Genomic DNA, 22,449 nt, shown 5'->3' on the forward strand with positions numbered 1-22,449 from the left:
TATTATTTACTTGAGCGCACTTGAATACGTCGCGCCAAGCACACCATTATTACAGCAGTGTAGCAAGTTTTGGTGGGAAAGGAAGCATATTTCCCTAGATATTGTGCCCACCAAGGAAACACTAAAGGCATTTTCAAATTACTGTTGATCAAAGCCCACAACCTACGCGCAAGCACAGTTAACCTTCAGTCAACACACCCCCGAGCGAATTTTTCTCGCTATGAGTGATTCTTACCTTGCGAATGTCGCCCCGCACCACATTCTCAACAGGGGCGTGAACAGCATGAAGATACTCAGATTTCCCAATCATCTGGCCCTGAATACGTCCTGTTTTCTCAAACAACACGCTGACTTCACGGCCAACCATCGAATTTTGGATTTCGTATTGCTGCTCGCTTAGCAATCCTTGCAAACGCTGGAGCCGCTCATTCGCAACGCCAGGATCAACCAATGCGCGCTCAGCGGCGGGTGTCCCAGGACGGGTTGAATATTTAAACGAATAGGCTTGCCCGTAGCGCACTTCGCGCACCAGATCCATGGTCGCCTCAAAATCGGCGTCGCTCTCTTCAGGGAAACCAACAATGAAATCACCAGATAACAGCAAATCAGGGCGTGCTGCGCGGATGCGCTCAATCACACGGATATAGCTTTCGGCGGTGTGGCTCCGGTTCATTCGCTTCAGGATATGATCCGACCCAGACTGTACCGGCAAGTGTAAATACGGCATGAGCTTATCACAAGTCCTATGCGCTTCGATCAGATCGTCTTGCATGTCATTGGGGTGCGACGTGGTGAAGCGAATACGCTCTAACCCATCCACATCATTCAAGGCCCAGATCAACTGCGCCAAGGTCCAGTCGCCGTTTGGCCCAGCGCCGTGATATGCATTCACGTTTTGACCCAGCAACGTAATTTCACGCACGCCGCGCTCAACCAAATCACGCGCTTCGGTCAAAATACGATCAACGGGGCGGCTCACTTCAGCGCCGCGCGTATAGGGCACCACGCAGAACGCACAGAATTTATCGCAGCCTTCCTGTACCGTCAGAAACGCCGTTGGGCCGCGTTGGGCTTTGGGGCGTGATTTCAGCGCTTCGAATTTATCCTCTTCGGGAAAATCCGTATCCAGTGCCTTTTCGCCTTTGTCCACTTTGGCCATCAAATCCGGTAAACGATGATAGGTCTGCGGACCAACCACCAAATCAACCATCGGCTGACGATGCATAATTTCCGCACCTTCCGCCTGCGCAACGCAACCGGCAACACCGATTTTCAGATCAGGGTTTGCCTCTTTGAAACCGCGATACCGGCCAAGCTCGGAATAAATCTTTTCCGCAGCTTTTTCGCGAATATGGCATGTATTTAGCAGGATCATATCCGCATCATCCGGCTTGTCCGTTTGCACGTAGCCCTCACCGCCCATAGCCTCGGCCATACGCTCACTGTCGTATACGTTCATCTGGCACCCGTAGGTTTTGATGAAAAGTTTTTTTGCCTCGGCCATGGAATTTACCCTTAGATCTGTTCAGCGCGCCTTTTAACCCGTTATTGCCTGCCCTGCAACGCTTGCAATGCACCCAGAATTAACCGAATTATGAAACAGTGAACATCACCGACCTGAATGGCGTAAATATGAAATACAGTGATCTGAATACATTCCTGTCCTCTGGGGTCAAATCCCTGAAAAAAGGCCCCTATGCCTTTATCTTGGTTGAGGATCTGTCGGAGGTCGACACGACAATTCGTCATCATTTACAAGCAGGCTTTGCTGAAGTGTTGGTTTTTGGCCCCAATGAAATCGATCTGCCACCCGTCCTCAATGAACGTGTGCATCACATCATTTTTGACATGAATGAGGACCAAGCCACCGAAACCGTCATCAATGCGATGATTGAGGCAAAGCCGGGTGAATGGATGTATTACTGCTATAACGCAGAATATCTCTTCTATCCATTTAGTGATGCCCGCACCGTTGGTGAGATGCTGACCTTCCAAAACGAAGAGCGCCGCGATTCGATCCTGACCTACGTCATTGACCTGTATGCCAAGGATTTGGACACAACCCCGATGGCCGTGTCTTTAGAAACCGCGCATCTCGATAAAACCGGCTATTATGCATTGGCGCGCAACGATGCCGCCAATCACAACTACCCGAAAGAACGCCAACTTGATTTCTTCGGCGGACTGAAATGGCGGTTTGAGGAACACATACCTTATAAAAAACGCAAAATCGACCGCATCTCTTTGTTCCGTTCGAAGCCGGGCCTGGAGCTGCGCGATGATCACACCTTTAATGACGAAGAGTACAACACCTACGCCTGCCCGTGGCACAACAACGTCACTGCCGCGATTTGCTCCTTCCGCACAGCCAAAGCGCTAAAGATCAACCCCGGCAGCCGCTTTGAAATCAACAGCTTTGCGTGGCACAACTCCGTGCAATTCGAATGGCATTCCCAACAGCTGCTGGACCTCGGCCTGATCGAACCTGGGCAGTGGTTTTAATCCAATTCAGCGCAATATGCAGGCACCATAAACATAAAGTATCTAGACCATCAGAGGTTACCAGTTCCACACAGCCATCCTATCATCATGTCATACTTGCGTATCGGCCGCGACCGTTCATGACGGTTTTCATAATAGCCATCTACTATTTGAAAATGGTCCTCGCCCAGATCAATGAACATTGCCCTAGACGCAGAAGCTCGCAAGAAACCTTGCACTTGAGCAAGTCGAATACGGTTTTCAGGCCGCGTAACATCTCGACGGTAACTCGTCACTCCATCAACGTCCGCAAGAGTCGCGTGCTGTTCAAAACACTCAATGAATTCCTCATGATCACCTTGAAAAGTTAAGGCCTTTGGAAACGGGATAACTGATAAAATAGTGGTTTGAAGTGCCAAATAGAGCAAAACGAGTAAAACCAAAATAACACCTATTGATTTTGACAACCGATCAGCAAATCTCTGCCTTTTCACCCAAGGTTCCATTTAGCCAAACTTCCTAAAACACGCACAGATATAATCGAGAAATCTATATACAATCCCGACCGACCGCCAGAACCAATGCCTATTTTATTGACCCTACCCACAAAACACAAAACCGCGACAAACATTCTAATGTTGTGCGAACCGCCAATCACCCAACACCTTTACTTTCCCCAATTGCCCCCTATCCTGCCGCCGATCCATTCTGTGCGGCCTGTCATGCCCGTGCGGTTCTTTTTCTCAAACCGATAGGTTTTTTCATGACCGAAATTAAATCCGGCGATACCGTCCGCATTCACTACACTGGCACCCTTGCTGATGGGGCGACCTTTGACAGCTCCGAAGGCCGCGATCCGCTGGAATTCACTGCGGGCTCTGGCCAGATCATCGTTGGCCTGGATAACGCGATCTACGACATGAAGGTCGGCGACAAAAAATCCGTCACGATTGCCCCGGACGAAGCCTACGGCGATGTTAACCCAGATGCACGCCAAGCCGTCCCACGCGAACATATCCCGGCTGACATTCCGCTTGATCTTGGCACCATGTTGCAAATGCAAACCCCCGAAGGCCACGTGATGCCTGTGACCGTCGTTGAAGTGACCGAAACCGAAGTCACCCTCGACGCCAACCACGCGCTTGCGGGCAAAGAACTGACCTTCGATTTCGAAATCGTATCGGTCAATTGATCTAGGTCACTGAAACTCAGACCGCAAACCTATTTCTTTCATAAGGTTTGCGGGCAACTCAGGGGTGAAAATCGCTGCAATTCGTTGTCGCCTTCCCCACTGGTATATTTCATCAAATACCACCCCCATTCAACTCCCCAATAGGTCTGAAATGAAAGCAATCCTTTACCCAGCACGCGGCGAAGTCAGCGTCACCACGCTACCGGACCCAACAGCCGGCAATGACGAAGTTATAGTAAAGGTCGCCGCCAGCGGCATCTGCCATACAGATTTCGAAGTCTTAAACGCCAATTATGGAACATCCGCGTTCCCTCTCGTGCCCGGGCATGAATATTCAGGGACGATTGTTGAGGTCGGTTCAGATGTCACCGGGGTTTCTATTGGCGATCGTGTCTCCATTGATCCTAATATCGAATGCGGCACTTGTCGCGCCTGCCAACGGGGTTGGGCCCATCTCTGTGAAAAGCTTGGGGCATATGGTGTTACCCAAAACGGTGGTTTTGCCGAACTTAGCTGTGTCAAAGCCTCTGCTGTGCATCCAATCGGTGATCTCAGCTTTGCCACGGCAGCGCTGGCCGAACCGATGGGCTGTGTTCTAAATGGTGTTGAAACTGTCTTTGCGCCCAATATGGAAAACGCTCTTATTTTCGGGGCTGGACCAATGGGGCTCTTGATGGGGATTGCGTTGCAGAACCAAGGCATCTCTGACATCAGTTTTGTTGATATAGATGACTCGCGATTGGCCTTGGCCAATAGCTTTGGGTTTGGCGGGATTGCCGCAGGTTCCGCAGAATTGGCTGCAATGCATCACGGCGCCGATCTTGCTGTTGATGCCACGGGCGCCGCGCCTGTCGCTTCCCAATTGCCAAACTACATTGCAAATGGCGGCAAAGGACTGTTCTTCGGTGTTTGCTCTTCTGAGCTACGTGTTGAAATTTCACCGTTTGAAATTTTTCGCCGTCAGATAACTTTGGCTGGGTCTCATTCCCTAAACCACAATATCCCCGCGGCTCTTAAAACGATCAAAGATTACGGGCCGGATATCGAACGCTTGGTTTCACATCAATTGCCGCTAGAGGATGTCGCGCAAATTCTGGGCACGCGCCCCCCAGAACAAAGCTTAAAAGTTCAGGCGACTTTGGATTAATGAAAAACATTGCAGGAACTAACGTTGCGCAAATCGTATGCATAAAAACCATATAAAAGCTGCATAGTTCCTGCATAGAATCCATACGCCGGTTTTTTACCCGTCTGGGCTGGCGTATTTTTCCACGAAATTCTTTAAAATGCGCCCCGGTTCCTGCACATCCGCCGCATGGCACATGTCAATTAAGCGCTGTGCATCTTCTGGCGGGAAATACCCGCGATCCTTGTAAACCCCTATACGCACAGCAAAACTTTTGGCATCAGCCTCAGGGTGGAACTGCGTTGCATAGACATTTTCTTTGTAGCGGATCATTTGATAGGGGCAGCTCGGCGCACTTAACAAATGAACGCACCCCTCCGGCAGTTCTTGCAATGCCTCTTTATGTCCCACAAACGCCCCAAAAACATCCGAACACCCCGCAAGCATCGCATCCGAAATTCCTTCAGATGTCACAGAGCATTGGGTTGCACTTACGTCTTCACCATACTGGCGTTTACTAACGTCCGCGCCTAAATGATATCCAAGGATTCCAATGCCATAGCAGCACCCCATAAACGGAAAATCAGTTTTGGTAATTTCGGGCATCAACCGTAAAATGGCCGCTTCTATACGAGCCTCAATCGCGTTTTTTTTGGCTGGATCATCGCTCACACATCCCGGCCCGCCGCCAACAATCACGCCTGAATAATCCGTCAGATTTAAGGCCTGCGGCAGTTCTTCGCGATCCAAACAAACACGATGCGTTTCTTCTGATTTTAAACCCGTTTTATCCAAAAAAGCCTGATACTCATCATCAGACGCTTCCGCCTCTGGACGCAATTGCAAGATTAAAAAGGGTTTCATTGTGGCTCCGGTTTTTCTGAACCGGAAAATGACCCAAGCCCAGCGCGCCGTCAACACCAACAAAAAAGGCGCGCCAAAGCGCACCTTTCATTCTCACAAATGGCCGAAATTATTCAGCAGCGTCAATAACCTGAGGCTTTACCTGCGGTTCAGTTTGTATCTCAATCTGCCGTGGTTTCAGCGCCTCAGGCACCTCACGCACGAGATCAATATGCAACATCCCGTCCACATGACTGGCCCCGGATACACGCACATGATCCGCCAACTGGAAGCGACGTTCAAACGCGCGGGTCGCAATTCCACGATGCAGATAGGTCTTCGCATCTGTTTCCGGCGCCTTTTTCGCCGCAATGATCAATGCATTATTGCGCACCTCGACGGATAAATCAGCGTCAGAGAACCCTGCGACAGCAAGGGAAATCCGGTATGAATCGTCCGCCATTTTTTCAATGTTATAAGGGGGATAGGAATTTTGCCCGCTGTCGTTTGTTAGCGCACGATCCATAAGATCTGCGATTTGGTCAAAGCCAACAGACGCACGGTACAGAGGGGAAAGGTCAAAAGCTCGCATGGGGGATCCTCCTAAAAGCGATTCCGATAGGTGCCTTCCGAAATGGACAGGCGTTACATGAACCGGACCCACATTTGGCATCCGGTAAACTTCATGTATGTCTGGAAAATACGCTTTCAAGCCCTGCCCAGTTACGGCCTCACAAATCGCGCACCAGTGCTATTCAATTGGGAATTCATCCGCAACCTGCGAGGTTGCGTCGAGGTTTGCGTCACGGCTGTCACATCCGTCTGCAATTCCGCCATCATCTGATCCATCAACCCTTCGACTGATGTACCGATAGAAACGTCTTGCCCTCGGATATCAGCCATTGCTGAAATCACCGACACAATACGCAATTCGCCATTTTGCACTTCAAACACAGGCGCGCCAGATGAACCCGGTTCAATATCACATGACATGATCAATGTGGCGAACTGACGGCGTAGCACCTGACAACGTTCCTGCAAACTTAGGGTATCAGCACGATCTCGGCCATAGGACGCTACGCCAATTTCAGCGCCCTGCGCTGGCTTTGCACCCAACAAAAATGGGGTCACAGTCACGTTTTCAATTGGGCTTTCGAGACGAACCAGCGCCAAATCATAGTTTAACGCCGGACGCACATCCGTCGTAAAACGGTAATGCTCGTGCACAGAAATATTCACGGCACGACGATAAGCTGTCGGGCGTCCGTTGCGTAAGCCCGCCGCAAATTCAATATCATGTGCTGGACGCAACACCCCTGTCGAACGATCAAACAAACAATGTGCAGCCGTCAAAACCAAATCCGGTTCAATAAGCGCACCTGAGCAGATGCTGTTGCTGCCAATATTCAGCCGTCCAACCGCATCCCATTGCCGGCTTTGATCACTGGTTCTCAAGCTTTGCAAACCACTGTTTTGAGCAACAGCAGGCATAGCGAGGAACGCTATAAAAAATCCTAAAACTGCACATAACTTAATGATCAACTGCATCGCGCCCTCCAACATTTCCATAAAGAGGTACACACAAGGTGCGGCAAGAATAGGGCAGGATTATCGCAAAACGGGTACCTTGGGGTGTTCAGCGGCTTTCGCGGATAGTGCCGAAGGTTCAGCCCCCCCCAAAGCCCAATCGAGCAATTCTACGGTATGTACAATTGGTACGTCGGTCCCTGAACCGATCTGCATCATACATCCAATATTTCCGGCGGCGATGACATCAGGTGATTTCGCCTCCAGAGTGTTGACTTTACGTCGTTTCAACTCAGATGAAATTTCAGGTTGCATCAGATTATAAGTGCCTGCTGACCCGCAACATAGATGTGGATCTGAAGGTTCAAGAACCGTGAACCCTGCCCTTTTCAAAAGCGTTTTAGGATGGGTTTTAATCTGCTGCCCATGCTGCAAAGAGCAAGCTGCGTGATAGGCGACCCGCATGTCTTTGGCGGTGCTTTCAGGCATGTCTAACTGAATAATGATTTCCGATACATCCGCAGCCATAGCCGAAACTGCGGCGGCATCCTGTGCAAGGGCGTCGTTGCGAAACATATGACCATAATCTTTCACAGTAGTTCCGCAGCCGGAGGTATTGATCACAATGGCGTCTAGGCCATTGGCCCGTTTTTCGGCCATAACCGCCCGGATGTTTTTTGCGGCGGCTGCATGGCTTTCACCTTCACGCCCCATGTGGTGGGTGAGCGCCCCGCAACACCCCATACCATCTACAATCACAACCTCGGCCCCTAACCGTTTAAGCAATCGGATCGTCGCATCGTTGATGTCTGTATTCAGAGCCTTTTGCGCGCATCCCGTCATCAACGCGACGCGCATTTTCTTTGCTCCAACCGCTGAAAACACCTGCGGATCATCATTTCGGCTAACCGGCGGGATTTGCTTTGGTGTCATATCAAGCATCGCCCGCAAGCGCGGATCAGGTAAAAACCGTTTAAGTGGACGCGCAATTTTTGCCCCCAACAGAGCAAGACGAAACCGACCTGGATAAGGCAGTATTTTGGCCAAGCTCCACCGCAACAACCGATCCATTAACGGGCGTTTGTATGTGTTTTCGATATGCACACGGGCATGATCCACCAGATGCATATAATGCACGCCCGAAGGGCAAGTTGTCATACACGCCAAACACGATAAGCAGCGATCAACATGCTTTACTGTTTTTTCGTCAGCTGGCCGCCCAGTTTCCAACATTTCTTTAATGAGGTAAATCCGCCCTCTCGGGCTGTCCAATTCATCCCCCAACACCTGATACGTTGGGCAAGTCGCCGTACAAAACCCGCAATGCACACAGGCACGCAAAATTTCATTTGACCGGGCAAGCGCTGGAATTTCTAACTGTTCTGGCGTGAAATGTGTTTGCATGATTACCCCATCAACCCCGGATTAAATATACCCCGTGGATCAAATTTCTGCCGCAGACCTTCACTCAAACGCGTCACAATTGCATTTTCAGGTTCAAAGGATGGGAAAGCATCCCCCCGAACGAGTGTGCTGTACCCTTCGATCCCCTTTAGTATCTGACGAAGATCAACATCTTCGGGGGCCAAAGTCCAAACGAGTCCGCCCCCCCAATCCACCACATGTTCGTAGTCACTTTTCCCGACGACAGATATCATATCCGTCGGCTTCACTGAGGTCCGCCAAACATTTCCTACTTTATCACCAAAGGGCGATACGTTTCTGACGCTCTGCCATATCTGTTGGTTTTCCTCATGATCCAAGATCACCTTGGGCGCAGGGAACTCAGCAAATGTTTTTTGCAACTCTCCTAGCCGATATTTAACGGAATTCTCGAGCCCCTCAACGCGAATAAAAGTCCAAGAACTTTCGTCGCGATTTCCCCAACCTTCAGGTAAACGAGCAGCACCGGTAATATCATATGGCGACCCCAAAGCACCTGAGAATACCTTAAGCGCCGCAGCCCACCCAAGACCACTCCAGGCTAAGGTCCCAGTGCATTCCGGGATGGCCTGCACTTTAAGCGACACTTCGGTTACAACGCCCAGTGTTCCCCTGCTTCCTGCCATCAGTTTTACGAGGTCATAGCCAGTGACATTTTTCATCACCCGTCCGCCATTTTTCAAAATACGCCCGGCCCCATCGACAAAACGAACACCCAGAAGAGAATCCCTGCAGGCCCCTGCTTGAATGCGGCGCGGCCCCGATACGTTTGCGGCTACAGCACCACCAATAGTAGGTTCACCAGATGTGCTAAGCAGCCCCCGATGGTCCATCGGCTCAAATGCTAAACGCTGCCGTTCTGCGGCCAACACACGATTAATTTCTGCAATGGGTGTACCCGCTTGTGCCACCAACGTCAGAGCGCCGGGTTCATAAAGTGACACACCAGACAACCCAGCCACCGACAAAGTTTTGTCAGCCGTTACTAAATCTTTGCTCCGCGTACCACCACCAACAATCTGCAATGGGCCAGCCGTGGACTGTACGATTTCAACCACAGACTTCTCATCAATAGGTTTCATATTTGTCTTCTCGGTGGAAAGGTTACATTGAAGTGAGACGTCACGATTGCACCGGCATTCGACGTGTTTGGCTGGCTTCTAACGGAAATACTTTCGCCGGGTTAAGCAACCAATCAGGGTCAAACACATCCTTCACAGCCATCTGGATATCCAGATCATTGGGCGCGTATTGATCAATCATCAAATCGCGTTTTTCAATTCCAACACCGTGTTCCCCTGTCAGGCAACCGCCGACCTCAACACAAAGCCGCAATATGTCTGCGCCGAATGCTTCACATAGTTCCAGATCCCCTGGCTTATTCGCATCAAACAAAATCAGCGGATGCATATTGCCATCGCCTGCATGAAAAACGTTGCCGACGTCCAGACCGTATTCTTTGCTCATCTCGCCAATACGCCGCAACACAAAAGGGAGCTCAGTAACCGGGATTGTTCCGTCCAGGCACATGTAATCATTGATCTGCCCCATCGCGCCAAATGCCGACTTACGCCCAAGCCATATTCGCGCGCTTTCCTCAGAGGATTTGCTCTCGCGTAATTCAACAGGGTTATGGCGACGGGCAATTTCGACAATCCGGGCCAATTGATCGTCGATCTCTGCTTCTGAGCCTTCGACCTCAACGATCAGCAATGCCTCTACATCCGGGTATCCGGCCCCTGCAAAGGCTTCGGTCGCGCGAATGCAAGGGCGATCCATAAATTCAATGGCAACGGGCAGAATACCGGCTTTGATGATGTCCGAAACACAGGTCCCAGCAATTTCGTTATCGTCAAACCCCATAAGGATCGGGCGCGCGCCCTCTGGCTTTCGCAAAATGCGTAATGTGGCTTCGGTAACGACACCCAACTGCCCTTCAGACCCGCAGATCACCCCAAGCAAATCAAGTCCGGCTGCGTCTAAGTGCGCCCCACCGATTTCGACAATGTCACCATTCATAAGCACCAGTGTAACGCCCATCAAATTGTTGGTCGTAACTCCATATTTCAAACAATGCGCCCCACCTGAGTTCATTGCGATATTTCCAGCAATCGCACAGGCAAGTTGGCTAGAAGGATCAGGCGCGTAGAAAAAATCTTCGCCCTCAACAGCCCCAGTTACAGCAAGGTTGGTACGACCAGTTTGTACACGCACAAATCTATTTTCGTAATCTGTTTCTAACACTTCGTTCATCCGGGCCACACCCAAAATCACACTATCAGCAGTTGGCAAAGCCCCCCCTGCCAATGACGTGCCAGCCCCACGCGGCACAACTGGTACCCCTTCTTCCGAACAAATCTTCAGGATCTGAGAAACCTCATGTGTTGTTCGCGGCAACACAGCACAAAGAGGCGCACAACGATATGCCGTCAACGCGTCGCATTCATAAGCACGGGTTTCTTCTGGTGCGTCAATCACGGCATCCGACGGTAATACGGACCGGAGTCGCCGTACGATCTGCGCCTTGCGGCCTATGACCTCGGTATTTGGGGCAGGCATGTCCAATGGGGCGCTCCTTTAATTATTGGTAATAAAATATAACCAATTTAGAGAACGCGGCAAGCCCTAGTTTACTGAACCCCACACTTCCGTGTGATTCAATCAAAACGCTCTTGCTGATCATCCAGAAAACTTTGCACAAATCACATACTTGTCCAGTTAGGAAGTGAAACCAAATGAAATACGCATCGCTCTTTCTTATAATGTCTATGACATCAGTATCGGCAGATCCTGCCGTTGTTGAAGATATTGCAGCTGAAAAAAACGCCAGTGGATGGCGATTTGACGTTACGCTGCGCCATGCTGACACAGGATGGGATGACTACGCAGACGGGTGGCGCGTTGAAGCGGAAGGCGGCACAGTTTTGGGTACCCGCGTTTTGGGCCATCCTCATGTGAACGAACAACCCTTTACCCGGTCACAATCTGGAATAGAAATTCCCACTGCTGCGCAGCAAGTGTTTATCCGCACTCGTACACTAACGGGGGGGTGGGCTGAAACCACGACGCCCTTTTTGATTGATCGCTAACGGCGCCCTTCCCGCATCCAACCTGCTATCATCAATCCAACCGCGATCAACAGAAACAACCATGCAGGTAAAGCGGGGCGAATAACGACATCGGTGGTTAAATAAGCTCCCTTCGGCGTCAGCCCAATCCAACCACGTCCGGCGGCTGGCCGCCCAGCGCGGACATTTCGTAAATTTGGCATCCCCTCTTCCATGCCAATCATTCCGCCACGCATCACTGCAACAATCGGTGTCAATGCATCGTCAGATGCAATCGTGTCTACAAACTCGCGCGGCGCAGACGGCCCAAGGACAACGACTGCATCTTCGATACCGTCGCTCAGGCGATACAGCCCCACAACCGGTCCATCAAAAACCACCTCATATTGTCCGGGCGAAACCTGTGTCAGTGGCCTAACCACGACCGCCCCATCAGGCAGCGTGATTTCAACGTCAGGTACGCTTTCCTCTAACGTGCGGCGCACAATTGTCATCGACTGACCACGAACCTCCGCCCAAAGCGCTTCTTCTTCCAGTTCCGGCTCCTTCATCATCCAATGGGCCAACCGTCGCAACAATTCTGCCTGTGGGCCGCCACCTTCGAACCCGCGCGACCAAAGCCAACTGTGATCAGATGCCAAAAGCGCAACGCGCCCCTCTCCGACACGATCAAGAACAAGCAAAGGTTGCCCATCAACACCCGTCATAATCGTCTGACCGCGTTCGGGTGCAGACAATTGAATCAGCCGGAACCAACGCCCCCAATCCGTCAGTCCCTCCATCAAATCTTCGGTCACCGGATGGCGCGACCCAATTTCTGAAACTTCGGGGCGATACCCCTCTTCAAAAACTCGCGCTGTTGGGGCCGCAGGTAATACATCCGCCAGCGCCGAATGATAAAGACTATTGGCCGTCGCAAAATCTGGCCCAGCCGCAACCAAAACCGCTCCGCCGCGCTCAACATATCGCGCAACATTATCCAGATAGGCCGAAGGTAAAATGCCCCGCAATTGATACCTGTCAAATATGATAAGGTCAAAATCATCAATCTTGTCCAGAAACAGTTCGCGGGTTGGAAATGCGATCAACGACAGTTCATTAACCGGAACGCCATCTTGTTTTTCCGGAGGCCGCAAGATGGTAAAATGTACGAGATCAACGGAACTGTCAGATTTTAACAAATTGCGCCAAGTTCGTTCGCCCGGATGCGGCTCCCCAGAGACAAGCAACACCCGAAGGCGATCTCTAACGCCATTAATCTGCACCAAAGCTGTATTATTACGGTCGGTCAGCTCAAGACCCTGAGCTGCCGTCGTAAATTGAATGGTGTTCATTCCGCCGTGCGGCAACATAACGGGTACATCCAGATCAACACCTATAGGCACACGAAACGCCAGAGGGGCCTCACCGTTGATGGAAACCTGAACTTCTGCCTCCCGTTCCGGCAAAGGAGGTGCACCCATATCGTCGATACGCAATGTCAGAGTAACTTCTTCCCCCAAAATGGCATACCCCGGCGCGTTGCGTATGCTGAGGCGTCGATCCCAATCGTCGGCAAACCCGCTTCGCAATAAATGCACCGGGGCAGACAATGACGGCATAGCGTCAACGTCATGGATCAATCCATCGCTCAACACCACGACGCCAGCCAACCGCGATTGAGGAATATCTGCAAGCGCAGTGGTAATCGCCGCCGCAAGCAAACTACCTTGATCCCCATCACTGTCACCAAACCGAACAACATGCAGATCCGTATTTGAGCGACCAGATATGCGGCGACTGAGATCGTTCAATGCCTCTTCGGTTTGGGCTTCGCGCCCACCGATGCGTTGGCTGGATGTGTCATCCACAACTACAAGAACGATATCGTTTAGGGTGTCCCGCTCTTCCTGCTGCAGCGCAGGGTTTGCAATGGCGCATACTAACACAAGCGCTGCAAAGCCACGCCACCAAACGCCAGCTAACCCGCGCCAAAACGCAAAAAACACAGTCAGGATTGCCAAACCTATACAGGCAATAAGCATTGGCAACGAAACCAGCGGGTCAAAGATAATGTCATTTATCATATCGTCTACTGCCCCAGCCGATCTAACAACGCAGGCACGTGTACCTGATCCGATTTATAATTCCCTGTCAGAACGTGCATCATCAGATTGACCCCAAACCGATATGCAATTTCGCGTTGGCGTTCGCCGGTAAAGCCACGCCCAACTGGAAACATCCTATTCCCAGTACGATCAATGGCCCATGCCGACGCCCAATCATTGCCGCCAATCACAACAGGCGTGACGCCGTCATTAAGATTGCGAAACGGCATTCCTTCGATTTGTTCCGCTCCGGGAGGTGCGGCTTCGACCCAGACATCCCGTCCGGCGTAGCGCCCTGGGAAATCTTGCAGTAAGTAAAATGCACGCGTTAAAACATGATCCTCAGGAATACGTTCAAGAGGTGGAATATTCAAAGACCCCGCCAGACGTCGTAGCGCCACCGCATTCGCCCCTTCGCGCCCCGGAATATCAGCGTCGCGGGTGTCAAACAAAATCATGCCACCGCCACGCAAATAGCGATTCAACTTTGCATAAGCCTCATCTGACGGGAGCGGCTGATTTTGCGTGATCGGCCAGTACAAAAATGGAAAAAACGACAGTTCATCACGTTCCAAGTCCACGCCAACGGGTGAGGATGGTTCAATTGATGTCCTTTGGTTTAAGACCCGAGTTAACCCAGCCAACCCAGCTTGCGCCGTTCGATCCACCTCAGAATCGCCCGTAAGAACATGAGCAAGCACTACATCAGTCGTAACACCTATAGCAAAAGCGTCGTCTTGCGCTTTCACATCCATCGGCAGTGCGCTCGCCAGTAGCACAATCATTGCGCTCTTTGGAATGCTCCGCCCCCATAGGCGGCCCGTCAACCACAACGCCGCTAAGACGTCGAGTAAAAACAAACCTAAAGACCCGGTCAGCATTGGCCCCTTCAATCGTGTTTCAGGTGTCAGAGTGAGCCCTTCGATCACTGTGCCAATCGGCCAAGTCGCCGGCCGCAACACTGTATCCTCACGCATTACATTTAATGCGATCTGGCGATCAGGCCCTGCATACAACCCCGGCGGTAACGCCTGCGACAAACGCTGGATTAGCAAACTCTCGCCCGCAGTCGTAATAACGGTGTCTACATCATGCAAACTCCCAAAGGCGTCTAATGCTTTTTCCCCCACCCATGTTGTTCCTTCGAGGTCCTCGGGTGCCGGCAAAGCTGTATGAGAAGAAATCGACAAGCGTTCCAGCATTTCCACAAACAAACCTGATAGCGGAAGCGTTGACCAATCTGCGTTCGCCGTGACGTGAAACAACACAACCTGCCCAGCCCCCAATGATTTACGCGTTACCAAGGGTGTCCCATCTGCAAGCGCAGCAATCACACGTTCGGCGAGGGCCGGATCAGGCTGCGCAACGACTTGGGCATTCACAACCACATCTTGAGGAATAGTCAGACCGTAAAACGGGCTATTCTCTGGAAAAGGAAGCAACGCCTTGGGTTCCCCCCAAGTCAAAGTACCGCCAACGCTGCGACCGCCCTGCCGCAAACGAACAGGCATTAACGGGTCTTCGACGTCTCTACTTATGTCGCTCGCCGCGAGTCGCGGACCCGCAAATCGAACCAACAAGCCTCCCTGCGCAACCCACGCCGCAATATCGCGCGTTTGGCTCTGAGTAAGCTGCGCAATATCCGCCAGAACGATCACATCAGGATTGGCCGGTAAAATTGCTTCAAGCTCTCCATCAAGCAAATCGACAGACGGCTCAAGCGCGTTGTTCAGGTAATGTAGTGGCGATAGCAACTGCAATGTTTCACGCTCATTTCCCGCAGCCAGCAACGCCACTTCACGGCGCCTGAGCCCATCATCAGCCAAGCTCGTCGCGCCAGCGGTTCGGTGGCCCGAAATCTGAAACCGTGTAATACGATTGCGCAATTCCGGTTGCAGAGTAAACGCCACCTCTGCTTCGGTATCACCCGGAGCGAAATCAGCCGTTCCCACCGCTAGAATACTATCCTGACCAGCAGGGTTCAGGCCATGCACCGCAATCTCGACTTCAGCGCCAATGCCTTCGGTTGGCCGCACCGCGACAACACGCAGCGCATCGTCATCATAAACCACTGGGCGCAACGCGTAGGTTGGCCGCCCGCCCTCAATTACACGGATTGCACCGTAGGTTTGAAGAACAGTCAAAAGATCGGGGCGCCCCTCATAGGCGAGTCCATCAGAAAACCATAGCGTATCGAAATGACCCGTCAGGTTTTCGGCCCATGCGGCTGCTTCGACAAAATCAGGTTCCCACGCATTTGGGGTCATCCCCGAAACACGTTCATTCCAACCATTCGCAGCCTGAAATAGAACACCTTCTACTGGTAGATCGGTTAACATAACCACTGAAGCAGTGCGCCCTTCTCGCCCGGCTTCGGCCAAGGCTTCTTGGGCACGAGCGCGGCGTGCGTCCCAATCTCGGGCATCAGCCCATCCGCCGTCAAATAGGATCAGTAATGGCGCATCACTCCTCGCAACTTCGCCATCGGGATTTAACACAGGTCCGGCAAATCCAATGATAGCAGCGGCCACCGCCAACATACGTAGCACCAACAACCACCAAGGAGTTTTGTCGCTTTGGCTTTCGTCGTCTTTAAGGCCCAAAAGTAAGGCCACCCCCGGAAAGCGCCGCCGAACGGGTGCAGGCGGAACAGCGCGCAACAGAAGGTACAACACTGGCAATGCCAGCAATCCCCACAACAACGCCGGGGCTGCAAATCCAATTGGACCGATCACCATGTCATCACCTTTGTTCCAACGCGCGGTATAGCCACATCAATGCGATCTGTGCAGAGCTGTCAGTATGATGGCACTGATATTGCCAACCTGACGCTCGCGCCAAACGCGTTAATTCATCTTTGCGTGCAGCTAACCGATCTAAGTACCGTCGGCGCAGATCACCCGCTTTTAGGGTTTCATGCTGCAGCTGCCCGCCCATGCTTTCGAATATTGTGCGCCCATCATAAGGAAAGGCCTCTTCAGCCGGGTCCAACACCTGTAGCAAAGCGCCTCTGACGCCACGATCTGATGCTTTCTGTAGCGCGGTTTCAACTTTAGCGATGTCCCCCATGAAATCCGACACCAATACAGCACGCACATTGGGGCGCAGCCCACGCAATTCTGGCGCTCCATATTCCAAGGCCTCACGCCCCGATGCCAGAGCTTCGGCCAAGCGCAGCAACTGCGTTTCCCCGGTCGCAGGGGGCGTTTCACTATCAGCTAATCCGACACGTTCCCCGCCGCGCACCAAAAGGGTCGCTAAAGCCAATGCAACCAATCGTACCCTATGATCTTTGGTAGGGAGGTTCTTATGCGAAGAAAATGCCATGCTCTCCGATAGATCAGGCCACAAAAGAACCGACTGGGCTGCTTGCCATTCTTTTTGGCGGATAAAATGAACGTCAGACTTAGCAGACCGCCGCCAATCTATGAGCCGGGCCTCATCCCCTTCCGCAGCCGGGCGATATTGCCAGAACTCGTCGCCAAGCCCTGCCCGGCGTCGCCCATGTTCCCCGAACATAACAGTTGCCGCTAATTGTTCGGCCTCAGCTAACAGCGGTGGAAACGGCGCCGAAAGCTCCGCCGCCCCGCGCCTTAGCTGGCGCGCGTCACTCATGCGGCGACCTGAGACGCCATTAGGCTTTTGCTCACTTGATCAATCAGGTTTGTCAGATTTTCACCACGCGCGCGCGCACCAAAACTTAGCGCCATACGGTGGGTCAATACGGGACGCGCCATTGCTACCACATCATCTGGTGATGGAGACAACCGACCATCTAGTAGCGCCTGCGCGCGCGTCATCAACATCAACGCCTGCGCGGCACGCGGTCCGGGTCCCCATGCAACACTGTCTCGCACACTTTCTGGCGCGTCAGGTTCATCTGGACGAAAGGCACGCACAAGATCCAAGATCAGTTCAACAACCGTTTCCCCGACGGGCATGCGTCGCAGCAATGTCTGCGCAGCCAGTAATTCGTTCGTATCGAATACGGCTGTCGCTTCGGTCTCTTCAACACCGGTCGTTGCAATCAAAATTTCACGCTCTACATCACGAGAGGGGTATTCAACATCAATTTGCACTAGAAACCGGTCGAGCTGCGCCTCAGGCAACGGATATGTGCCTTCTTGCTCTAATGGGTTTTGCGTTGCCAAAACGTGAAAAGGTACGCCCAATGCGCGCTCTTCACCGGCGATGGTTACTCGTTTTTCCTGCATCGCTTGCAACAGCGCAGATTGTGTCCTTGGCGAAGCACGGTTAATTTCGTCCGCCATCAGAAGTTGGCAAAAAACCGGACCTTCGATAAAGCGAAACTCGCGATCCCCGCCCTTTTTCTTTTCCAACACCTCAGAGCCCAGAATATCCGCAGGCATGAGGTCAGGCGTAAACTGAATACGATTGCCATCCAGCCCCATAACCGTTGATACAGTTTCAACCAATCGCGTTTTACCGAGTCCTGGCAAACCAATCAGCAAAGCATGCCCGCCGCACAACAAAGCCGAAAGCGTTAGATCAACGACACGCTCCTGACCGATGAACCGTTTGGTAATACTTTGTTTCGCCACAGCGAGCCGTTCGCCCAGTGTTTCAATATCCTGAACCAGATTTTCGGCATTGGTCATGGCGCACGTCCTTTTTACAATCTACACTCATAGTAGTACGAATATGTCCCCAAGGTTAAATGACAAAAGCGATGGCTGACGAAAAGAAAATATCACCTACGGCGGAAAACCTCGCATCTGCGGTAAAAGCGGCCTCTAAAAAGGGCCCTCCTCCGGTTCACTTATGGAATCCCCCGTTTTGTGGCGACCTCGATATGCGGATCGCGCGTGATGGCACATGGTGGTACCTCGGCACACCCATGGGGCGAAAGGAACTGGTAAAGCTGTTTTCCTCAATCATCCGCAAAGATGGTAATGATTATTTCCTCGTCACGCCGGTTGAAAAAGTCGGGATACAAGTCGATGATGCCCCATTTGTCGCGATTGATTTCGAAACCACAGGTGAAGGTCAGGACCAGATCCTTACATTCGAGACCCATGTCGACGATACCGCTATAGCAGGACCCGACAATCCTATCCGTGTCGAGCGAGATCCCGAAACGGGCGAACCATCCCCCTACATCTTAATCCGAGCAAATCTGGAAGCGTTGATAGATCGCAAGAGTTTCTACAGATTGGTGGAGATTTGCACACACGAAAACGTAGATGACCAAAGTTGGTTTGGTGTTTGGTCCGGTGGACAGTTCTTTCCCATTATTCCGTCAGCTGAACTCCCAGAGTGACACAACAGAAAACACATTTAAAAATGCAAAACCCCTCGAGTTCGCACTCGAGGGGTTTTTTCTTTTCTTGAACGGCAAAGCAGAAACCTGGCGGGCCGCACTTAGCCGTGCGGCCCTAAACCATTATTCAGCTGCAGCTGTTTGGGTGTCCGCAACCTGATCACGTTTACCATCACGGTAAAGCGCCTTAGCCAAAGCAACACACATCAGCCCCATAACCATAGTGAAAGGCAAAGCGCCAATAATCATTGCGCTTTTCAAAGCTTCCATAGGGTCAGAGCCACCGTTTGTTTTACCAGCGATCAACAGTGTGCCGATCACAAGCGTTAGGATAACACCCCAAACGATACGATGTTTAACACCAGTTTCTTCTTCGCCACCGGACATGATGGTGTTCATCACCAAAATACCAGAGTCAGCAGAAGTTACGAGGAAGGTCATGATCAGAACAACACACATCACAGTGATTGTAGCCAAGAAGCCACCTGAAATCATTTCGCTCAAAGTCACGAACAATTTCGCTGTGTTTGATGCGCCGATGATTGCACCTTCAGCTGCACCAGACAATTCGAGATCGATTGCTGTACCACCAAGGATTGTCATCCATGCAAAGCAAACCAATGTCGGCGCAAACACGCAGCCAATGATAAACTCACGGATGGAACGACCTTTGGAAATACGCGCAAGGAACAGACCCACGAATGGTGAGAATGCGATCCACCAAGCCCAGTAGAATGTAGTCCAACCGGACTGCCAACCGAATTGACGGCCTTCGTTACCAGCCGCATAAACTGCAGCCAATGTATCTTCATCCAACTCAGCTGCAGCACCTTCGAGGCCAGATTTAAAGCCCTCAAAAGAACCCCAAGCATTCGTTGCGCCACCCATCAAGTCGCCAGCGAGAGGCTGTGCAGCTTCTGGCAATGCAGCGGCAAATGCGTCAGCGGACAAAGGCGTATAAGCACCAAAGCTTAGCTGAACGAAGTGACCAATGTAGTCCACCAATGAAGCGGCATATGTCGTCATTGCGAAAGCAAATGATCCGAAGATCACAAATACGCCCAACAGAATGATCGACAACACAAGATTCAGGTTAGAGAGGTATTTAACACCACGTCCAACACCAGATACAGCTGAGATAATGGAAAGACCCATGATCATGATCAGACCAGCAACCAAGCCAACTGTGCCTGGCTTAGGCGCTTCGCCTGTCATATCCATCATCCATTCCATGCCGGTAACTGCATATACGCCGTCGATGAACTGGCTCACACCAAAACCGATGGTTACAGAAACACCCAGAATGGTTGCAACAACACCCAAAACATCGACGATGTCACCCAACAATCCATTCACGTGACGCCCAAACAATGGGGTCAAAGCGGAACGAATAGTCAAAGGCATGTTACGTGTGTAGGCGTAATAGGCCAACGAAAGACCTGTTACCACGTAGATTGCCCAAGCGTGAATACCATAATGCAAGAATGTGTAACGGTAAGCTGAACCAACAGCTTCTGGGCTATTGCCTGCTACTGAACCAGATACCACTTCGGGGTTTGATCCCCAAAGGCCCAAAGGTTCTGCTGTCGCGAAAACCATAAGACCCACACCTAGACCAGCACCAAACATCATGGAGAACCATGAGAAATTTGAGAACTCTGGCTGTTGCCCGGGGGTGCCCATGATCCGTTTCCCAGTCGAAGGCAATGCAGCGACAACAAAGAGGAAAAAAGCAAAGAAACCCACAATGACAATGTAAAACGCGTTAAAGCTCGCGAGGAGGCTCCAGTTTAGGCTGCCCAATACATTGTTGGCGTTTAGTGGCCAGACAAGTGCCCAAATTACGAGCAATGCCATACTAATCTTACTGATTAAAGCAATTGGAAGGCTATAGCCTTCATAGAAACCTGAACTGGCTTTCTTAATTTCCAGTTCGGTAAAAGGTGGTTTGATAGACATGCGTTTTCTCCCTGTTCGCACGGTTCTGTTGTGTTTCCTCTATTTCACGATGTGAGCGCGGACGATTCCGGCATTTTACCAACCATTAACGTCGCAATTCGCCGTTTTTTGTTGATTAGGGCTAATGGCAATAGGTTGCTCGTTATAAAACCGGATCGAAAACGCCTCTAAGCCTCCTATTATTTTAGTGACGATCGGGAACAGTAAACTTCTTTTTTCTGACCTCCGTTCTCAATTTCGCAATAAGAAGCACCCAGTTTGCCAACCGCTACAATTGAGCGAACGCCAAATACACGGGTGTGTCATTTAGACTGTTTCACCATGAACCTACCACATTCTCTGCAATCAAATAACTATATTCGCGAAACCGTGTTGGGCGAGACATTGTATCTATACCCACCGGGCAAGTGAAACAAAGTGTTCCCAACTATACAACAATGCCTGGATGTGAGCAGGTGGAAATACTCAACTCATTCCTTTTACGCGATTACTCATTTGTGTCCTCTTGCCCACAACGAACGAGCACGGCATCCTCAGACGGGTGAGACTAAGGACGTTTCGATGGGTCAGGTAAGCAAAGCAGCTTCAATTCTGCTCGGACTACTGCTTTCTGCGTTTCTTGTCGCCGTGACATACATAAATCCAATGCAGGTCGAGGAACGGTTGCAATTATTTGTTTTCGCCGAAGTCCAAGATGCAGCAAATGTAGTATGGTCTGATGAAGGCCCTCTGACAGAAATTGGCAGTCACTCAGAACGATTAGGTGTTTTGTCACATCACTTAATTTCTAGGCACTCACCATAGAATCGAAACGTCAGCAGATTGTGCCCGCTCTTCTTGCCAATGCTCTGTCGAATAGTTGCAGCGAGAAATGCGAATTCTGGCGTGCTGCCTCAGAAATCACAGACAGTGTGATGCTTGAACGCATTGCGCAGTTACGTGTTGGCCAAATGACGTTACAAAAGTTCGCCCTAGAGCGGTATGCAGCATCCGTAAACGGTTTGCTTTCAGATTTGCAGCGTTTTGGGTTGGTAAACGTTGTAGTTTTGTCGCTGATGTTTGGCCTCACTATATTTCGCGCCTAGCAATACTGAAGATTAACAGCTTTCTCGACTGCGCTCACTGGTTACATAGCATAGGCAGCTTGCGGGTACGTTTATAATCAAAACTGGGCGCTTACCATCCTGTTACAGGATTGGACCGCCCCAGCCTATCAAGTCAGCATGATCTTTGCCGCATGCCTTTTCTTCGATCTTTTATTCCTGCGAGGTAAAATCACTCATTCAATCATCCATATTTTGGGAACAATATTCTAGGTTAGGCGTTGTTTCTGACGGTTTTATTCTTTTAGATTTGCGTCGTCGGAAGGCGGATGCGGGGATTGAGGGATTGTCTGCGTTAGGTTCTGTTGATGTGATTGAAGAAGCGGCTTACGGGAGCGC

Annotated in this window: 20 protein-coding genes; 7 read left to right on the plus strand and 13 right to left on the minus strand. The window is 51.1% G+C overall.

Going from position 1 to position 22,449, the window contains the following annotated elements; genetic code table 11:
* Positions 1–178 precede the first annotated feature (178 nt).
* Positions 179–1,504 (minus strand): tRNA (N6-isopentenyl adenosine(37)-C2)-methylthiotransferase MiaB, encoded by a 1,326-nt coding sequence (miaB, locus tag G9C99_RS17730; RefSeq protein WP_166418878.1) that lies wholly within the window; start codon positions 1,502–1,504, stop codon positions 179–181.
* Between the two features lie 128 nt (positions 1,505–1,632).
* On the opposite strand from miaB, the gene G9C99_RS17735 reads away from it, so the two are divergent.
* A complete protein-coding gene (locus tag G9C99_RS17735) occupies positions 1,633–2,502 on the plus strand; it encodes a glycosyltransferase family 2 protein (protein ID WP_166418879.1) in 870 nt (289 codons plus the stop codon).
* Positions 2,503–2,552: 50 nt separating this feature from the next.
* Here G9C99_RS17735 and G9C99_RS17740 read toward each other — a convergent pair whose 3' ends face one another.
* Positions 2,553–2,975, minus strand: coding sequence for a hypothetical protein (locus tag G9C99_RS17740; RefSeq protein WP_166418880.1), 423 nt, complete (start codon positions 2,973–2,975; stop codon positions 2,553–2,555).
* A gap of 269 nt (positions 2,976–3,244) precedes the next feature.
* On the opposite strand from G9C99_RS17740, the gene G9C99_RS17745 reads away from it, so the two are divergent.
* Together G9C99_RS17745 and G9C99_RS17750 are read left to right on the plus strand one after the other, a co-directional pair.
* Positions 3,245–3,673 (plus strand): FKBP-type peptidyl-prolyl cis-trans isomerase, encoded by a 429-nt coding sequence (locus tag G9C99_RS17745; RefSeq protein WP_166418881.1) that lies wholly within the window; start codon positions 3,245–3,247, stop codon positions 3,671–3,673.
* Between the two features lie 151 nt (positions 3,674–3,824).
* Positions 3,825–4,820, plus strand: a complete 996-nt coding sequence (locus G9C99_RS17750; protein ID WP_166418882.1) for a zinc-dependent alcohol dehydrogenase family protein — start codon at positions 3,825–3,827, stop codon at positions 4,818–4,820.
* 96 nt (positions 4,821–4,916) lie between these two features.
* Here G9C99_RS17750 and G9C99_RS17755 read toward each other — a convergent pair whose 3' ends face one another.
* From G9C99_RS17755 to G9C99_RS17780, 6 genes are all read right to left on the minus strand, one after another.
* Complete coding sequence (locus tag G9C99_RS17755; protein WP_166418883.1) at positions 4,917–5,663, minus strand: glutamine amidotransferase; 747 nt, start codon at positions 5,661–5,663, stop codon at positions 4,917–4,919.
* A 109-nt stretch (positions 5,664–5,772) separates the two neighbouring features.
* Positions 5,773–6,234, minus strand: coding sequence for an Hsp20 family protein (locus G9C99_RS17760; protein ID WP_166418884.1), 462 nt, complete (start codon positions 6,232–6,234; stop codon positions 5,773–5,775).
* A gap of 131 nt (positions 6,235–6,365) precedes the next feature.
* Positions 6,366–7,190, minus strand: a complete 825-nt coding sequence (locus tag G9C99_RS17765; RefSeq protein WP_166418885.1) for a trypsin-like serine peptidase — start codon at positions 7,188–7,190, stop codon at positions 6,366–6,368.
* A 60-nt stretch (positions 7,191–7,250) separates the two neighbouring features.
* Entirely contained in the window at positions 7,251–8,573 is a 1,323-nt protein-coding gene (glcF, locus tag G9C99_RS17770) for a glycolate oxidase subunit GlcF (RefSeq protein WP_166418886.1), read from the minus strand.
* Positions 8,574–8,575: 2 nt separating this feature from the next.
* Positions 8,576–9,694, minus strand: a complete 1,119-nt coding sequence (locus G9C99_RS17775) for an FAD-binding protein (protein WP_166418887.1) — start codon at positions 9,692–9,694, stop codon at positions 8,576–8,578.
* 40 nt (positions 9,695–9,734) lie between these two features.
* Complete coding sequence (locus tag G9C99_RS17780) at positions 9,735–11,177, minus strand: FAD-linked oxidase C-terminal domain-containing protein (protein WP_166418888.1); 1,443 nt, start codon at positions 11,175–11,177, stop codon at positions 9,735–9,737.
* 170 nt (positions 11,178–11,347) lie between these two features.
* Between G9C99_RS17780 and G9C99_RS17785 the strand changes: the two genes are divergently transcribed.
* Complete coding sequence (locus tag G9C99_RS17785; RefSeq protein ID WP_166418889.1) at positions 11,348–11,701, plus strand: hypothetical protein; 354 nt, start codon at positions 11,348–11,350, stop codon at positions 11,699–11,701.
* Here G9C99_RS17785 and G9C99_RS17790 read toward each other — a convergent pair.
* Genes G9C99_RS17790 through G9C99_RS17805 form a run of 4 tightly spaced genes read right to left on the minus strand, consistent with a single transcriptional unit; the run spans position 11,698 to position 18,386 of the window.
* Entirely contained in the window at positions 11,698–13,746 is a 2,049-nt protein-coding gene (locus G9C99_RS17790) for a hypothetical protein (RefSeq protein ID WP_166418890.1), read from the minus strand. The two genes, G9C99_RS17785 and G9C99_RS17790, sit on opposite strands and share 4 nt — an antisense overlap.
* A 5-nt stretch (positions 13,747–13,751) precedes the next feature.
* On the minus strand, positions 13,752–16,505 hold the full coding sequence (locus G9C99_RS17795) for a DUF4159 domain-containing protein (protein WP_166418891.1): 2,754 nt from the start codon (positions 16,503–16,505) through the stop codon (positions 13,752–13,754).
* A 4-nt stretch (positions 16,506–16,509) separates the two neighbouring features.
* Positions 16,510–17,382 carry a DUF58 domain-containing protein gene (locus G9C99_RS17800; protein ID WP_166418892.1) on the minus strand — a complete coding sequence of 291 codons (873 nt, stop codon included), beginning with the start codon at positions 17,380–17,382 and terminating at the stop codon, positions 16,510–16,512.
* Positions 17,379–18,386: an AAA family ATPase gene (locus G9C99_RS17805; RefSeq protein ID WP_166418893.1), complete on the minus strand. Its 1,008-nt coding sequence runs from the start codon at positions 18,384–18,386 to the stop codon at positions 17,379–17,381. The genes G9C99_RS17800 and G9C99_RS17805 overlap by 4 nt, the downstream gene beginning before the upstream one ends.
* 71 nt (positions 18,387–18,457) lie before the next feature.
* Between G9C99_RS17805 and G9C99_RS17810 the strand changes: the two genes are divergently transcribed.
* Entirely contained in the window at positions 18,458–19,048 is a 591-nt protein-coding gene (locus tag G9C99_RS17810; protein WP_166418894.1) for a DUF1285 domain-containing protein, read from the plus strand.
* 123 nt (positions 19,049–19,171) lie between these two features.
* Here G9C99_RS17810 and G9C99_RS17815 read toward each other — a convergent pair whose 3' ends face one another.
* Positions 19,172–21,007, minus strand: a complete 1,836-nt coding sequence (locus G9C99_RS17815) for a BCCT family transporter (protein ID WP_166418895.1) — start codon at positions 21,005–21,007, stop codon at positions 19,172–19,174.
* A 914-nt stretch (positions 21,008–21,921) separates the two neighbouring features.
* Here G9C99_RS17815 and G9C99_RS17820 point away from each other — a divergent pair.
* Together G9C99_RS17820 and G9C99_RS18345 are read left to right on the plus strand one after the other, a co-directional pair.
* Positions 21,922–22,092 (plus strand): hypothetical protein, encoded by a 171-nt coding sequence (locus G9C99_RS17820; protein WP_166418896.1) that lies wholly within the window; start codon positions 21,922–21,924, stop codon positions 22,090–22,092.
* Positions 22,093–22,237: 145 nt separating this feature from the next.
* The coding region (locus G9C99_RS18345; protein WP_205859893.1) for a hypothetical protein at positions 22,238–22,449 on the plus strand (212 nt) is incomplete at its 3' end.

It is taken from the genome of Cochlodiniinecator piscidefendens, assembly GCF_011326755.1.
GTDB lineage: Bacteria > Pseudomonadota > Alphaproteobacteria > Rhodobacterales > Rhodobacteraceae > Cochlodiniinecator > Cochlodiniinecator piscidefendens.

Excerpts from the sequence above, each read along its gene's own strand:
- G9C99_RS17750 (WP_166418882.1), top strand. The coding sequence starts at position 3,825 with ATGAAAGCAATCCTTTACCCAGCACGCGGCGAAGTCAGCGTCACCACG.
- G9C99_RS17785 (WP_166418889.1), top strand. The coding sequence starts at position 11,348 with ATGAAATACGCATCGCTCTTTCTTATAATGTCTATGACATCAGTATCG.
- G9C99_RS17810 (WP_166418894.1), top strand. The coding sequence starts at position 18,458 with ATGGCTGACGAAAAGAAAATATCACCTACGGCGGAAAACCTCGCATCT.
- G9C99_RS17775 (WP_166418887.1), bottom strand. The coding sequence starts at position 9,694 with ATGAAACCTATTGATGAGAAGTCTGTGGTTGAAATCGTACAGTCCACG.
- G9C99_RS17795 (WP_166418891.1), bottom strand. The coding sequence starts at position 16,505 with ATGGTGATCGGTCCAATTGGATTTGCAGCCCCGGCGTTGTTGTGGGGA.
- G9C99_RS17790 (WP_166418890.1), bottom strand. The coding sequence starts at position 13,746 with ATGATAAATGACATTATCTTTGACCCGCTGGTTTCGTTGCCAATGCTT.
- G9C99_RS17765 (WP_166418885.1), bottom strand. The coding sequence starts at position 7,190 with ATGCAGTTGATCATTAAGTTATGTGCAGTTTTAGGATTTTTTATAGCG.
- G9C99_RS17800 (WP_166418892.1), bottom strand. The coding sequence starts at position 17,382 with ATGAGTGACGCGCGCCAGCTAAGGCGCGGGGCGGCGGAGCTTTCGGCG.
- G9C99_RS17815 (WP_166418895.1), bottom strand. The coding sequence starts at position 21,007 with ATGTCTATCAAACCACCTTTTACCGAACTGGAAATTAAGAAAGCCAGT.
- G9C99_RS17745 (WP_166418881.1), top strand. The coding sequence starts at position 3,245 with ATGACCGAAATTAAATCCGGCGATACCGTCCGCATTCACTACACTGGC.
- miaB (WP_166418878.1), bottom strand. The coding sequence starts at position 1,504 with ATGGCCGAGGCAAAAAAACTTTTCATCAAAACCTACGGGTGCCAGATG.
- G9C99_RS17755 (WP_166418883.1), bottom strand. The coding sequence starts at position 5,663 with ATGAAACCCTTTTTAATCTTGCAATTGCGTCCAGAGGCGGAAGCGTCT.
- glcF (WP_166418886.1), bottom strand. The coding sequence starts at position 8,573 with ATGCAAACACATTTCACGCCAGAACAGTTAGAAATTCCAGCGCTTGCC.
- G9C99_RS17820 (WP_166418896.1), top strand. The coding sequence starts at position 21,922 with ATGCTTGAACGCATTGCGCAGTTACGTGTTGGCCAAATGACGTTACAA.
- G9C99_RS17760 (WP_166418884.1), bottom strand. The coding sequence starts at position 6,234 with ATGCGAGCTTTTGACCTTTCCCCTCTGTACCGTGCGTCTGTTGGCTTT.
- G9C99_RS17805 (WP_166418893.1), bottom strand. The coding sequence starts at position 18,386 with ATGACCAATGCCGAAAATCTGGTTCAGGATATTGAAACACTGGGCGAA.
- G9C99_RS17735 (WP_166418879.1), top strand. The coding sequence starts at position 1,633 with ATGAAATACAGTGATCTGAATACATTCCTGTCCTCTGGGGTCAAATCC.